Annotated in this window: 15 protein-coding genes and 1 pseudogene; 4 read left to right on the top strand and 12 right to left on the bottom strand. The window is 44.5% G+C overall.

The genetic code is table 11. The features are described from left to right. Nucleotides 1-320 precede the first annotated feature (320 nt). On the top strand, nt 321-1,370 hold the full coding sequence (locus VK080_RS04845; protein ID WP_324223640.1) for a C45 family peptidase: 1,050 nt from the start codon (nt 321-323) through the stop codon (nt 1,368-1,370). A 167-nt stretch (nt 1,371-1,537) separates the two neighbouring features. Further along, nucleotides 1,538-1,903: pseudogene (locus VK080_RS04850) on the top strand (ATP-binding cassette domain-containing protein); the annotation flags it as partial. 60 nt (nt 1,904-1,963) lie between these two features. Here the strand turns inward: VK080_RS04850 and VK080_RS04855 are convergent. Next, a complete protein-coding gene (locus VK080_RS04855; RefSeq protein WP_324223641.1) occupies nt 1,964-2,665 on the bottom strand; it encodes an aspartate/glutamate racemase family protein in 702 nt (233 codons plus the stop codon). Nucleotides 2,666-2,821: 156 nt separating this feature from the next. Here VK080_RS04855 and sdhB point away from each other — a divergent pair, with 156 nt between their 5' ends. Next, nucleotides 2,822-3,592, top strand: coding sequence for a succinate dehydrogenase iron-sulfur subunit (gene sdhB, locus VK080_RS04860; protein ID WP_324223642.1), 771 nt, complete (start codon nt 2,822-2,824; stop codon nt 3,590-3,592). A gap of 39 nt (nt 3,593-3,631) precedes the next feature. Here the strand turns inward: sdhB and VK080_RS04865 are convergent, their stop codons facing one another. The 7 genes from VK080_RS04865 to VK080_RS04895 all read right to left on the bottom strand — a co-directional run bounded on the left by VK080_RS04865 (nt 3,632) and on the right by VK080_RS04895 (nt 10,465). Continuing rightward, a complete protein-coding gene (locus VK080_RS04865; RefSeq protein ID WP_324223643.1) occupies nt 3,632-4,759 on the bottom strand; it encodes a CoA transferase in 1,128 nt (375 codons plus the stop codon). Nucleotides 4,760-4,828: 69 nt separating this feature from the next. Continuing rightward, nucleotides 4,829-6,421 carry a long-chain-fatty-acid--CoA ligase gene (locus VK080_RS04870; RefSeq protein WP_324223644.1) on the bottom strand — a complete coding sequence of 531 codons (1,593 nt, stop codon included), beginning with the start codon at nt 6,419-6,421 and terminating at the stop codon, nt 4,829-4,831. A 220-nt stretch (nt 6,422-6,641) separates the two neighbouring features. Continuing rightward, nucleotides 6,642-7,799: an FAD-dependent oxidoreductase gene (locus VK080_RS04875; RefSeq protein WP_324223645.1), complete on the bottom strand. Its 1,158-nt coding sequence runs from the start codon at nt 7,797-7,799 to the stop codon at nt 6,642-6,644. An 18-nt stretch (nt 7,800-7,817) separates the two neighbouring features. Beyond that, nucleotides 7,818-9,023 carry an NAD(P)/FAD-dependent oxidoreductase gene (locus VK080_RS04880; RefSeq protein WP_324223646.1) on the bottom strand — a complete coding sequence of 402 codons (1,206 nt, stop codon included), beginning with the start codon at nt 9,021-9,023 and terminating at the stop codon, nt 7,818-7,820. Beyond that, the gene (locus VK080_RS04885; RefSeq protein WP_414672214.1) at nt 9,020-9,322 is read right to left on the bottom strand and encodes a (2Fe-2S)-binding protein; all 303 of its coding nucleotides are present in this window, start codon (nt 9,320-9,322) and stop codon (nt 9,020-9,022) included. The genes VK080_RS04880 and VK080_RS04885 overlap by 4 nt, the downstream gene beginning before the upstream one ends. Beyond that, nucleotides 9,306-9,596, bottom strand: a complete 291-nt coding sequence (locus VK080_RS04890) for a (2Fe-2S)-binding protein (protein ID WP_324223648.1) — start codon at nt 9,594-9,596, stop codon at nt 9,306-9,308. The genes VK080_RS04885 and VK080_RS04890 overlap by 17 nt, the downstream gene beginning before the upstream one ends. Nucleotides 9,597-9,727: 131 nt before the next feature. Further along, nucleotides 9,728-10,465, bottom strand: coding sequence for a DUF2071 domain-containing protein (locus VK080_RS04895; protein WP_324223649.1), 738 nt, complete (start codon nt 10,463-10,465; stop codon nt 9,728-9,730). A 233-nt stretch (nt 10,466-10,698) separates the two neighbouring features. On the opposite strand from VK080_RS04895, the gene VK080_RS04900 reads away from it, so the two are divergent. Further along, nucleotides 10,699-11,574: a patatin family protein gene (locus tag VK080_RS04900; RefSeq protein WP_324223650.1), complete on the top strand. Its 876-nt coding sequence runs from the start codon at nt 10,699-10,701 to the stop codon at nt 11,572-11,574. An 80-nt stretch (nt 11,575-11,654) separates the two neighbouring features. On the opposite strand, the gene VK080_RS04905 is transcribed toward VK080_RS04900, so the two are convergent. The 4 genes from VK080_RS04905 to VK080_RS04920 are packed head-to-tail and all read right to left on the bottom strand — an operon-like array spanning nt 11,655 to nt 14,358. Further along, nucleotides 11,655-12,959: a sodium:solute symporter family protein gene (locus VK080_RS04905; protein WP_324223671.1), complete on the bottom strand. Its 1,305-nt coding sequence runs from the start codon at nt 12,957-12,959 to the stop codon at nt 11,655-11,657. Next, a complete protein-coding gene (locus VK080_RS04910) occupies nt 12,938-13,117 on the bottom strand; it encodes a hypothetical protein (protein ID WP_324223674.1) in 180 nt (59 codons plus the stop codon). The genes VK080_RS04905 and VK080_RS04910 overlap by 22 nt, the downstream gene beginning before the upstream one ends. Nucleotides 13,118-13,134: 17 nt before the next feature. Beyond that, the gene (locus tag VK080_RS04915; RefSeq protein WP_324223651.1) at nt 13,135-13,356 is read right to left on the bottom strand and encodes a hypothetical protein; all 222 of its coding nucleotides are present in this window, start codon (nt 13,354-13,356) and stop codon (nt 13,135-13,137) included. Between the two features lie 36 nt (nt 13,357-13,392). Then, nucleotides 13,393-14,358, bottom strand: a complete 966-nt coding sequence (locus VK080_RS04920) for an ornithine cyclodeaminase family protein (protein ID WP_324223652.1) — start codon at nt 14,356-14,358, stop codon at nt 13,393-13,395. Nucleotides 14,359-14,497 lie beyond the last annotated feature (139 nt).

Genomic DNA, 14,497 nt, shown 5'->3' on the forward strand with positions numbered 1-14,497 from the left:
GTAATCCAAAATACCATTGTAACCTTCTTCATATCAGTCAACCTTCCTTTTTAATGATGCAATACTAATGATGCAATACGGACAATTAATCCATACAGTTAGTTTTTCTTTGGAACGTTATTCTATACAGCAGTGGATTGATTCCACTTTTCTCAATATCCGGCATAAGAAACGGTTGATGTGGCCGTTTAGTTATGTCCGTTTGTTCAGGAATGTGGAATAGGCGCTTGATGAGATGACAAATTAAAAGCAGATTCATTTGTTTTTTAATAGGAATCCCTTAAACTGGCATTAGCAAAAACAAAAGAGGTCTGACCACCATGAAACAATTCTGGAGCAATGTTATTCAATACCGGGGAACGCACTATGATTTTGGCTTTACACAAGGGGAGCAGCTCAGGGACTCCCCCATTCTGGTTAACCGGCAAAAACAATGGGGACCGCGGAAAGACCGGCACTTTTTGATCAACCCGGCTGAAGTTAAGCAATCCCTTTTAACATTTGCGCCCGGAATCTGGGACGAAATCCGCGGCCTGGCTGATGCGCTTGGTATGAACATGGATGATGCGATCCGGTTGTTTGGCGGCTATTATCTTGAATATGGCCGGAGCGGCTGTTCCATTTTTACCGACCCACAGTACATGATCCGCAATTATGACAGCCATCCTGCTTCCTACGAAGGACGATATCTCCTTTATAAGCCAAGCGATCAGGGCTATGCCGTCATCGGACCGTCCATGCAAATTACCGGCCGGATTGATGGCATGAATGAAAAAGGACTCGTCATGGGCTACAATTTCACGCATCGCAAACAATCAGGGGATGGATTTCTATGCAATATGATCGGACGGATGATTCTTGAAACATGCGCCAACGTTGAGGAAGCCATTTCACTGTTGAAGGCGATTCCGCACCGGCACTCATTCAGCTATGTGCTGTTGGATCGGAGCGGCGAATCGTATGTGGTGGAGGCTTCCCCAAGAGAAGTGGCAGCGCGCAAATCCAATGTATGCACCAATCATTTTTATTTGCTTGATAAGGAAAACCGTTACCGGCAGGAAGAATCACGAAGGCGGGAAGAGGCCATTCAGGAACAGCAGCAACAAGCCACTGATCCATACGAGGCGTTTCGGGTGATGAATGATTCTGAAAAGCGCATTTATTCAACTAAATATGATGCAGCGGCCGGAACCCTGCATACCGCAGCCTACTTCCCGCGCCAGATGAAAGCATGGTTTGCCATCGGGCCGGATCGGAAACCGGTTATTATTGACTTTAACAAATGGCTCCAAGGGGAAAATGTCAAAGTCAAACGCATCAAAGGACGGCTTGATTATCCTAAGCCATTTGTAAATATGGCATTGATATAAGCTGATTTATTTAACACCTTTTACCTTGCCATTAACATGGCGGGAAAAGGTGTTTTTTTCCTTGAACCTCCCCCTCACATACGCCAGATTATGTTAGAATTATTATAAGATTTTGTTTAGGAGGATTTTAATTGCATGACAAAGTATTATCGCTTACGGACTTAACGATGAATTTTGGCGGACATAACGTCTTAAATGGCATCAATTTAGACGTTTATCAGGGTCAAATTATCGGCTATATCGGTCCCAATGGCGCCGGCAAAAGCACAACGGTTAAAATCATGCTTGGCTTAATTGAAGATTATGATGGAAAAGTTGAAATTTTCAGGCAGGATATCTCTAAAGGTGATCATACATACAAACGACGAATCGGCTATGTGCCGGAGAATGCGGAAATCTATGATAATCTCACGGCCAGCGAATACTTGACGTTCATTGGTGAACTCTACAGATTGGACAAAGCGGAAGCAGAAGACAAGGCGCGAAAATTAATGCATGAATTTGAAATGAACGATGTTTTCCACACACGGCTTTGGTACCTGACCCTGTGTCCGGCGCTGCTGTCGCTCGTTTTGATGCTGACTCCCACGTATTTAATCAGAAAATACTTCCTCAACCATCTTGTCAACATGAATATCTGTTGTATTCAGCAGTTGGACATCCACATCCCCTTCTTTCAGGATCATTGGCAGTTCCGTACAGCCCAATATCAGACCTTCCAGCTTCTCTTCCTTAATTATTTTGTTGACGATTTTCAGGAAAGCTTGTTTCGTATCCTCTTTCACAATGCCGTTTTCCAATTCGTCCACAATCCGCTGATGGATGAACTGCTGATCTTGTTCATCTGGCACAACAATCTTCTTGCCGCCAGTCTCAAATGGCTTTTTAAAAAAGTCATGCTCCATCGTAAATTTTGTTCCAAGCAGTGCTACATTTTCCAGTCCCAGCTCATCTGCCTTGTCATATGTTGCTTCGACAATGCTGATCATTGGAACATTCACTTTTTCCCGGACTTCATCAAATACGATATGCGGTGTATTGGCTGAGACGACGACAAAGTCTCCCCCGATCCTTTCCAATTGTTGAGCTGCACCGCCAACATATTCAATCAGGTCATCAAGCCGGTCTTCGCTGATATATTTAAAAATGTTATACATATTGATACTGTTAATGTAGAGTTCCGGCAGTGTTTGTTTACTATCCATACGGTCCTGGTATTTATGAATAAATGACTGATAATAATCCACAGTAGACTCGGGCCCCAGCCCGCCGACAATTCCTGCTCGTTTCATCATATCCCACCCTTTTACTGAGTAATCTTATCGGTAAACTTTCATTATAGCTATCTTATCATACCACCTTCCTTATTGTATAAATTTAAAACTACATTCCAATACTACTATTACGGATTTTAAAGGAAACAGCTATACCTTTCAGAAAGGAGAAGCATAATGGCCACAACCACTGATGAAAAAACCATTCATTTAATCATTGAACGGCAGAAAGACCCTGACTCTGAACCTTATAAAGAAGAATTTTCAATACCATATAGATCAAATATGAATGTCATCTCAGCCCTCATGTCTATCCAGGAAAATCCGGTCAATAAATCCGGTGAAAAAACAATTCCGGTTCAATGGGAGATGAGCTGTCTTGAAGAGGTATGCGGTATTTGTTCCATGGTCATCAATGATGTCCCTCGTCAGGCCTGTTCAACCCTTATCGATGAGCTTGAACAGCCGATCAGGCTTCAGCCGATGCGCACGTTTCCCGTTATCCGCGACCTGATTATCGACCGGGAAAGCATGTTTGATTCTCTGAAACAGGTGAAAGCCTGGATACCGATTGACGGTACATACGATATCGGCCCTGGCCCCCGCATGAATGAGAAAAAACGCTTGATGGCTTATGAACTTTCGAAATGTTTCACATGCGGCGTCTGCCTGGAAGCCTGTCCAAACGTCAATGACAAAAATGAGTTTATGGGACCGTTTGTATTCCCGCAAGTACGCCTTAAAAACGCTCACCCGACAGGTGAAATGAACAGTGACGAACGAATTGACAGTTTTATGGAGGAGGGTGGCTTGCAAGGATGCAGCAACTCCCAAAACTGTGTGCAGGTTTGCCCAAAAGGCATCCCAATCACCACTTCAATCGGGGCAGTCAACCGGGAAGCCACCCTTCAATCGTTTAAAAGCTTTTTTGGAAGTGATCATTATTAAGTTGGGACAAAGGGTCTGACCCTTTGTCCCAGCCGCTGCTTAATTTTTTTCTGGTTTCAGTTCATTTGTATGTTCGCCAAGTTTCGGTGCCTGGGTTTCAATTTTGACGGGAGTTTCCGATAACTTGATCGGGATTCCGATTTGTTTTACTGATCCCAATCCCGAATGCTTAACCGATTGAATCATCTCCCGTGCAGCAACTTGCGGATGTTTAACCATTTCCTCAAATGTCAAAACCGGTGACACACAGGCTTCGACTTCGGAAAATAACATGACCCACTCTTCCAAAGTCTTTTGCGAAATTATGGTTTGTATCTCATACTTTAATCGATACTGCTCATGCAGTGGCGCTTCCAATAATGGAATGAAGTCGCTCCGTCCGATCACGTGGCAAAATGCTTCCCAAAACTTGGGTTCAAGCGCCCCAACAGCGATGAAGCGTTCGTCTTTCGTTTCATAAACAGCATAACAAGCCCGGCCGCCATCCAGCATCTGCTCGCCGCGTCCTGGTGCTTTTTCAGTGGCCAGATAATCAGGAAGCAATGTCTGCAGCCATGAAATCACACCATCCATCATGGAAACATCGACAAACTGTCCTTTTCCGGACTTTTCCCGTTCGAATAACGCCAGCAAAATCCCAACCGCTGCCGGAAGGGCTCCCCCGCCAATGTCGGCTATTTGCGAGGCAGGAACAACCGGTTTTCCATCCTTTTCCCCCATCAGGTTCAAGAGACCGGCATAGCTCAAATAATTAATGTCATGACCTGGTTTATTGGCATACGGACCGGTTTGTCCAAACCCAGTCACCGCACAATAAACAAGACGCGGATTGATACGCCTTAATGTTTCGTAACCGAGCCCGAGCCTTTCCATCACACCCGGACGAAATGATTCAACGACGACATCCGCATCTTCAGCCATTTTTAAAAATGTATCCTTGCCTTCCGTGGTTTTCAAATCGAGACAAATACTTTTTTTATTCCGGTTCAGCGAATGGAACATGGCACTATTCTTGTCCAATTTAGGTTCATACTCTCTGGCATAATCACCTTTTACCGGCTCTTCGACTTTAATGACCTCTGCCCCGAAATCTGCCAGCAGCATTGTGCAGTAAGGTCCCGGTAAGAGACGGCTTAAATCAAGAACACGTATGGAATTAAGCGGCAAAATTGATCACCCCTGTTATAGAAAATAAGAAGCACCGGTTAGACACATTGCCCTGCCGGCGCTCCATACTCAGTTGACTTTCTTCGGACCTTCCCAATGCATCTCTCTCAGGCGATATTTCTGCAGCTTTCCAGTTGCTGTTTTTGGCAGTGCCTCAACGAATTCCACAGCTTTGGGCGCTTTAAAGTGAGCCATTTCGGAACGGCAAAATTCAATGATTCCCTGCTCTGTAACAGTCGCACCCTTCTCCGGCACAACGATTGCTTTCGGAACCTCTCCCCATTTTTCATGCGGAATGGCAATAACCGCGGCCTCAATCACATCGGGATGTTTAAAAAGCACACCCTCGACTTCCGTAGATGAAATGTTCTCCCCGCCGGAAATAATCATGTCCTTGGCACGGTCACGGATCTCAATATAGCCATCCGGATAAGTAACCGCCAAATCACCGGTATGGAACCAGCCGTCCTTAATTGCAGCGGCTGTCTTTTCCGGATCTTTATAATAGCCTTCCATAACGACATTTCCGCGGGTAATAATTTCGCCCAATTCTTCACCATTCCAGGCGACTTCCTCTCCATCTTGGTGAATGACTTTTGTTTCCCCGTTAAAAGCCAGCTCAATCCCTTGCCTCGCCTTAATGGTTGCCTGCTCATCAGCAGATTTGGTGTCAAAGTCTTTTTTCCACTCACAATAAAGGATGAACGGTGACGTTTCGGTCAGACCATAAACATGAATCATATTCAAGCCCAGGATGTCCTGTGCTTTATGGATAAGGGCTGCTGCTGGCGGAGCGCCGGCTGTTGCCATGCGCAGGCTTGTGGCGATTGCTGTTTCTTTTGCTTTCGGTTCGTTCACCAGCATGTTAATAACAGTCGGTGCACCACATAACAGGGAAATTTGCCGCTCTTCAAATAAGTCCAGGATATGTGGCGGGTCAACCTTCCGCAAACAGACATGCGTACCGCCGGCTGCTGTTATGGCCCAAACGCCGCCCCAGCCGTTCGCATGAAACATTGGCAATGTATGCAGGTAAACATCATCATGGCTGACCCCAAGGTGATACATAAAATTAGCTGCATTAAGGTAATTGCTGCGATGGGTTAACATGACGCCTTTTGGATTTGATGTTGTTCCACTCGTATAATTCAATGTCATCAGCTGGTTTTCATCAATCTCGACTTCAGGTGGCGCAACATTCTCCGGGATATGCTGGATAAACGCCTCATAATCCACACCGTTTAATGTTGTCTCGTGACCAGGAACAGAAACAACAACAATCTCCTCCAAAGCAAGATTGTCCACGATCTCTTCAATCGGACCGCTGAATTCCTCATCCACAATCAGCATTTTGGCATCACTATGATTAATAATGTACTCCAGGTCCTCGGCTTTCAGACGGTAATTCAGAGGCACCATGGCAGCGCCAAGCTGACAGATGCCATAAAAACTTTCCAGCATATAATGCGTATTGGGCAGCATGACTACAACATGATCACCTTTGCGGATACCTGCCTCATGTAAAGCCACCGAAAGCCTGTCTGTCCGATCGGCGAATTCTTTGTACGTAAATTGTTTCTCTTCATCGATGACGGCCGTTTTTTGCGGATAATATTTCACGGCTCTCCGTTTCCAGTCCAATGGGGTGAGTGTCGAGAACATAATGATCAGACTCCTTTCATATTTTGTTGGTTGGGACAAGGGGTCAGACCCTTTGTCCCACCAAGCTTCTCGCATTAAATGTCCATGAACGTCTGAGGTTTCATTAAGTTAATATGTATCCCAATTGTACGAAAACTCAGCGCATATTATCAATAGATTACAGAAAATTTATTAAAATTGCTGGCTATATAAACCATACCAGCAATCCAATAGCCAAACCCTAAACTGCTTGCAGACGGTCCAACTGTAAGGGCTTTAATAAATCTTTATATTGTTCTTTGTTGTCTATTAAGCTCGCAACCAAATGTCCAGTAATTGGTGCGAGTGCAATCCCATCCCCTTCATGGCCCGCTGCAATGAAAAATCCTTCCACTTCCTTCGCTTTATCAATAATTGGCAAGCCGTCGCCGGTAAATGGCCTGAAACCGACCATTGAACGAATCAGCTTAACGTTTTTTAATACCGGAGCAATTCGTACTGCATGTCTGGCAATCGCCGAAAGCACTTCAGGTCCGACTGATTTATCAAACCCTTTAAATTCCCTGCTCCCGCCAATGAGCAGGTTTCCGCTCTCGGTCTGACCTAAAGAGAGCCCGATGCCATAAGGAGGAGCATCAGCCGTATCACTGGCAGCATGCTTGGCCGCTATGTATTGTGAACATAAAATATTTCCATGAATCAGCGGCTCTAATTTTTCAGTAATGAGTACGGCTCCGCGCCGTGGCATAATCGTGAGACCCACACCGGCCATGTCAGCAATTTCGGAAGCGAAAGGCCCTGCCGCATTGACAATGGTCCCGGTCGTAATTTTTCCGTGCCTCGTCTGAACACCGACAACTTTTCCACGTTCACACAAAATATCTGTTGCTTCCGTATGTGGCCGTATATCCGCTCCCCGCCGTTTAGCCGCCTGTGCGAACGCCTGGCTCAACAAGAGCGGATTGACCTCTGCATCTTGAGCGCACCAGGCAGCGCCTAAAATGTCCCCGGACAGCCCTGGTTGCCATGCATGCACTTCTTTATCGTCTAATAGTTTCACATCAAGCCCTGCTTTGTTCCGTTCTTTCACAAATTTTTTCATGGACGCCAGATGCGCCTCAGACTCAATAACAATCATGCCGCCATTTTTCTTAAACTCTATCGATGTATCCAATTCCTCTTCAAGTGTTTCATAGATTTCTCTGCTGGCTTGTGCTAGTTTAATTGGAAAACCGGGTTTCTTGGATTGCAGGAAAATGGCTTTATCACATGACCCGGATGTTTGGGCACCTAGTTCCCCTCTTTCCAGCAAAATCACTTTTCTATGTTCCGCCAGACGGTAAGCAATTGAGGTTCCAATTACACCGCCGCCAATCACAACGGCATCCGCAGTTTCCAAACCACCACCCCTTCCCAGTCATAGGTCAGCTTTTTCACGCCAGATTTGCTCTGCCTTCTCTCTGCCGTATCCAATATTCGGCTGAAATTGAATAAGCGCTTGTTCACTGGCATCTTCCACCTCTTTCCGGGCTCTTGTGACAGCCTTTTGAGGATTGTTCAGCAGACCCAATCTGTCACTGATCGCTGTACCGGCAAGCTTTCCCTGTGCCATCGCTACCTTGGCACTTTCTATCCCGGTAATGTTGCCTGCTACAAAAATACCTTCCTGTGTCGTTTCCATTTCCGGACTATGCAGCGGAATATGACCGCCCAATTCTTTAATATAAGCAAAAGCGCATCCGGCTGAAGATGCCAGTTCTGCCAGCGGGTAAAGACCTCCCGAAATACATACACAGTCCACATTAATTGATTTCGCGTTTTCCTGTTGCAATTGACCGTTTTGAACAATTTTAGCCGTCTTTACCGTTTCAGCTTGTTCCTTCCCCTCAATTGCAAGCACAGTTTTTCTTAAAAAAAGCGGGATTCCCCATACTTTCATGCCAAAACTCGGATAAAATTTGGCTGCGGCCTTTTTCATAACCGGATTTTTCGCCATTTTTCCAGCGATCTTCATCAATCGATTTGGTGCCAGGTGTGCCATACCTGATAAATCATCGATGATCTGCATCGGCGAAGATTTATCAGACGTCAATGCATTGGATGGCGGCAAAAATATTCCCGCTACGTTTACATCTGCCATTTTTAATTCATGAGCGACGGATAAAGACAGGGGATCTACACCAATGATTGCAACATTATGACCTGGTTTGACACGATGATAATTCGTCAATGTCTGTGCAGCACCAATCGCCATGACGCCCGGTTTCGTCCATCCGGGTAAAGGCATTGCTTTTTCTGCCGCTCCCGTTGCAATCAGTACATTCGATGCCTGAAGTTGTTCTCCGCTATGAAGCATGACGTTCCATTGCGGGAAAATACCCCATACCTCTTTTTCGAGAAAAGTGTCAATGTCTAACTTTTTAACTTCAGATGTCATTTCCCGGGCAATGTTCTCGCCAATCCACCATTCAAAATCCGGATCCTCATGCATCTGTCCCAGCAGTTTTCCTCCGGTGACCGGATTCTCATCAACGATTGCCACACGTGCACCATATGATGCCGCATTAATCGCAGCACTCATGCCGGCAGGACCGGAACCGATAACAACCAGATCATACGTCATAAGAGTTCCCCGCTTTGGCTTTCAACACGCATGCCATCTTTTACACGTGTCATGCATGCCCTGACGTTTCTTTCACCATTAACCATTACCCGGCATTCATAGCAGTGTCCGATGCCGCAATAGATGCCGCGCGGTTCCTTTCCTTTCTCCGAATAACCTAACGTACGAATATCATTGGCCAGCAATGCCGCCGCAATCGACTCCCCTTCATACGCTTCATAATCGACTCCGTTACACGTTATGTTCACAATATTCTTTTTCTGTCTCCCCAGTACAGGATGTTCATTTATCCGCATGATTAAGATCCTTTCCCATTCCTGCTAATTCATTCAGACTCACCGGACGGACCGGATGATTACTGCTCAAGTCCGGTCGTTCAGGAATTGATCCTTCTGTATAAATCGAAATGACTTGTTCCAGGAGCGGACGGCAAATTCTTCCCTGACATATCCCCATCCCTGCCCTTGTTTCCAGTTTTAAGGCTTTTGATGTTGCTGCTCCATTATTAATGGCGTTTAAAATGTAACTTAACGTCACTTCTTCACACCGGCAGATGACTGTATCACTGTTCATTCCTTTTCGCCTCTTTTTTTTAAAAAAATATCCCAGCTGTAACATGAAATATATGAATAATCGGAATATTTATTACATCGATTACCCGTTGATGTAACCAAAAAGGAAAAAGAATGGCCTTCAATTATTCCTCAGCCCTCCTTTCGAATCATCCAAAGGAAGGCAATTTGGGATGCGGCATAATGGGCAAACGAATATTCCCCCGCCATATTATCAGGTAAAAATGGTGTCAGTAACTGCTTTCCCATATTCACTTCCGCTTTCCTGATTGCCCATCTTTTGTGGTGGATCCCCCCTTTGAACAATGACCGGCCCCTGTATGTCCAAAGAAAATAGCGTTCGATGAGCCAATGTTCGAGGCTCCCCTTCTCGGGATGGAACTGTTCACCTGTTGGCTGATACTGCATTTTCAGGCGTACATCCTTTTTGCCAAACCTCTCGCTATCAACATAAATTGAATCACCCCATTTTTTCATCGTCATGTTTGCATGAAAATACGGCAATGTAGCAGCTCGTGCACCAACAACCGTGAGCAGCTGATTGGCATCCAGACTGAAAAAATAAACACCCTTTATCCCATTTCGTTTCACATATGTCCGAACATTCACCTCTAAAAAACTGTTCAAAAACGGAATCTGCGGTAAACCACGAAGCCGTATTTTACTCACTCTGAATGGAATGATACTTAACCACGCGTCCCCGTCATATGTATCCAGTTCAAGACCGGGTGGAATATACGATTCAAACACGTACCGAGGGAGGCGGTAATGGATAAACAATAAATGTTCCCAATGCTGCATCATGACCCATGAACCGCGCGGCAACGGGTAGTCACGATGCATCGTGCTGTTTAATATATCCTCGTACATCTGGTTTCACCTCATGTCAGCTTTTTCGTGTTAAAATCCTTCCTTACTATGTTTCCATTCTCAGATGGAATCGAATCATATGTAAAATATTTCTAGTGGCTGAGGGGCAGGGCATGAGGTAAGACCCCCTTGTCCTGTCAATCAGATAAATTGTTACACTCCGGCATAACTGATATAATCTTGTTTATCTGAGAAAAAGGAAGTGTAGAATTTTGGAATACGAGGCAGGCCTCATGTTGGAAGGCGGAGGTATGCGATGCGCATTTACAGTCGGTGTACTGGATTACTTTCTTGATCAGGATATTGAATTTCCTTATGTCGCAACAGCATCGGCTGGGGCGTTGATTGGAAGTTCCTATATTGCCAAGCAGCGTGACCGGAACACCAAACTGCTTGATGCCATCGGGAGAAATCAGGAAGCTATATCAATCAAACGGCTGCTGCAAAAAAAAGAACTGTTCAGCATGGATTTTATTTTTGATAAACTGGCCAATCATGAATTTCCGCTTGAATTTCAGTCTTTCTCACAGGCCAATTCCAAATTTATCATCGGTACAACCGATATTAATACCGGCAAACCTGTTTTTTTTGATACATTTCATAAACAGCAGGATCTGTCAGCCATCATCAGAGCCTCCTGTTCGTTACCGGTTTTAGCTCCCAGTGTTGAGTATAACGGCAGACAATTAATTGATGGCGGTGTATCTGACCCGATACCAATCACGCCATTGATTGAAAAAGGATTAAAAAAGCATGTCGTCGTTCTGACCCGAAACGAGGGATACGTTAAAAAACCAACTAAACTAAACTGGTTTTTTAAACGATTTTTCAAAGATAAACCCGAACTTATTAAATTATTACGTAATCGGCATTTGCTTTATAATGAAACAATGAAGACATTACGTGCAATGGAACAGCGCAATGAAGTGTTTATCATCCAACCGGAAAAACCACTGGATGCCAGCCGGATTGAAAAAAGCCATCATAAGCTCGAAGCATTATATCATCAGGGCTACCAGGAAGCTGAAAGGAAACATCAAGCGTTGCAGAACTTCCTGCAAAGTGAAAAGAAACCATCAGCATATATTAACGAAAACATATCGTCCTAATGGATAACCAGGAAAAGCGCTCCATCATTATTGGGGAGCGCTTTTTATAACTGAATTGCCAATTGCGATACCGCTTCAACCTATCCTGCAGTTTTTTCCTCATCAGACTCAGGCAAATTTGTATGATATCGGTTCACCAGTTTTTGTGTTTCTGCTGAAGGCGATTGTGTCAGCAAACTGACGACAATTACAAGTACTAATGAAACCGGTGAAGCAATAATTGGTTCTGAAACTAATGCAAAGGGCTTTGTGATGACTAATATCAGGAATGTCAGTGCACCACCAAGAATTCCCGCCAACGCTCCGGCCTTATTTGCCCTGTTCCACCAAATACCAAGCACCAACGGGAAACCAAAAGATGAAAGCAAGAAGCCGCCTACCCAGCCAACCATAATCGCTATTAGCTGTGGTGGATTAATCGCTATAATAATACCAATAATGCTGGCAATAATCATAACCGTAAAGCCGATTTTCGTAATAGTCTTTTCGGAAGCTTCTTTATTAATGTATTCTTTGTAAATATCCCGGGCAACTCCAGCCGAAATCGCGAGAAGCATCGCATCGGCGGACGACATAATCGCTGCCAGAAGCCCTGCAAGCATAATACCTGCAAGAAATGGCGACATATAATTTTCGATCACGGATACAAAGATCATATCCTGGTTGTCTAAAGTATCAGCAATACCCAGGCTTGCTCCCCCTGCAGCAACAATTAAGCCAAAGACAAAAATCAGCAGGTATAATAAGCATGCCCACATGGCCGATCGCCGTGCTGTTTTGGCATCCCGTGAAGCAAAGTTACGCATAACCGCTGACGGCGAAACAATGCCGAACCACAGAAATGCTAAAAACAAACCGAAATAAGACATCCATGGCTGGGTAATGTCACCGAATGCCGGTGTTACCGCAAGCGCATCCTGAATTAGTGACGAAAAGCCATCATGCTGGACCAAAATGATTCCTGCCAGTATGAGCATGCCAACAAGCATGACAGAGCCCTGAATCAAGTCGGTATAGGTGATTGCCCACATACCACCAAGTGCAGCATAAACCGTAAAACCAATTCCAAGTACAATAACCGCGGTTGTATAATCAATGCCTAAAACATGAGAGCCGATCAGCCCTGAGGCAGTCAGTTGCGGTACCATATAAAAGGTCATCCCGATAACAACGATAGCTACAGCCACAATCTGTACCGCTTTGCCATACCGTTGCTTGAAAAATTCCGGAAGTGTGTTGACACCTGAACGTCTGATCTGCCCGGATACCAGAAAAAGCGTAAACGGCAAGATAGCAACGGCACCAAACCCATAAGCAAACAAAAATGGAACTCCGAGTGCAACACCAGATCCAACCGCTCCCATTAACGAGCTAGAACTCGCCAAAGCCGCAAATAAAGCAAATGCTCCAACGAATGTATTAATACTTTTTCCCGCTGTCCAATAATCGCTTTCAGAAGAATGTGACGCCTTGTAAAATAAATGCCTATCAGTGTCATCGCTACAAGATAAACGCCTAATATAACAGTCTCCATTATCTGCATATGTCTCACCCTCTCCTTTAATTATTTTGAGCATTCTTATCCTTTTTTTCCATCCAAACAACATAAATAATAGCTAGAAGAAACCAGACAAAGTAACTGAAAAACATTAACCAGCCCGCAAGCGAAATACCCATCAAATAAATATCAGTAGGCCACCAGATTAATACGGTAGCCGAGATGACAATCAGTACAACCACTAAAATGATGCCTGGATCTGAAAGCCTTGACCTGGACTTCATGAAAAAACCCCTTTCTCGCGTTTTTGATCATCCCATCTACATGGATAAGTTTGTTCCAGCGCCTTTTTCTTGTGCTTTTTGATACATCAAATTGGCGACAACAACGTCAAATAACGCCATTCCGGTAGACTTTAAGACAATTGTCCCTCCCTCTTGAACATTTACTTGTTTATTGTTTGAAACGAGTTCTGACACGGTCAAAATGGAATCACGATCAATCCAGCCTTTTTCGATTGGTATGGCAATATCGCCCGATTCCTCAATGGCGTGTTCTGTATCAACCATTACCTTATCTGCCACTTTGAACAAGGATTGAGGAAATTCCCGCATGGTCGGCTGGAACGATCCAACACCAATAACTAGTTTGTTCTTCAAAATCTCAGGATTGTCCGGAAGAACCGGGTCATTTGATGTTGTGGTTGTGATGACGATATCCACATCGTTGATAGCTTCTTCAACAGAACTATAAGATTTTATAACAACGTCTGATCCAACCCATTTTTGCAGTGATTCTTTGAATGCAGGCATTTTTTCCGGTGAACGATTAAATAGATGGACCGTTTCAATCGGTCTCTCTGTGCATGCTGCAATCGCCTGATAAAGGCCTTGCACACCAGTACCGACAATCGCCAGAGAAGCTGCATCTTTTCTGGCCAAATGACGTACGCCCGATCCGCCAATAGCACCTGTCCGCATGCCAGTCAGAAATGCACCATTTAAAATGCCTTTAATTTCGCCTGTTTCACTGCTGTTCAAAACAACCAGTCCATGCAAAGTCGGCAGCTTCTGATTGTTCGGAAAAATGGTTACGAGTTTAGTTCCGATGGCATCTTCCGTAATACTTGGCATTAACAAAAGAGTGTTGTCTCCTTCTTTTAAATGCATTCGTTGTGGCATCTGAAATTGACCCGATTCATAAACAAGGTACGTTTCGTCAATCGCATCAATCACATCCTTCATGGTCACAGCTTCCTTGATATCCCGTTCGTTTAAAAATAGCATTCTATCAACCTCCGTCTTAAATAGACTATTATCCGTATATTAACACTTTACCGCGCAACATGACCATCCCACTGTCGTTATTTTTTTAATATTCAGTTTATAAAGGTTGATTCCTGAACAACTGATGTTAAATAATCTC

This window comes from Lentibacillus sp. (assembly GCF_035301925.1).
Classification (GTDB): Bacteria; Bacillota; Bacilli; order Bacillales; family Amphibacillaceae; genus Lentibacillus.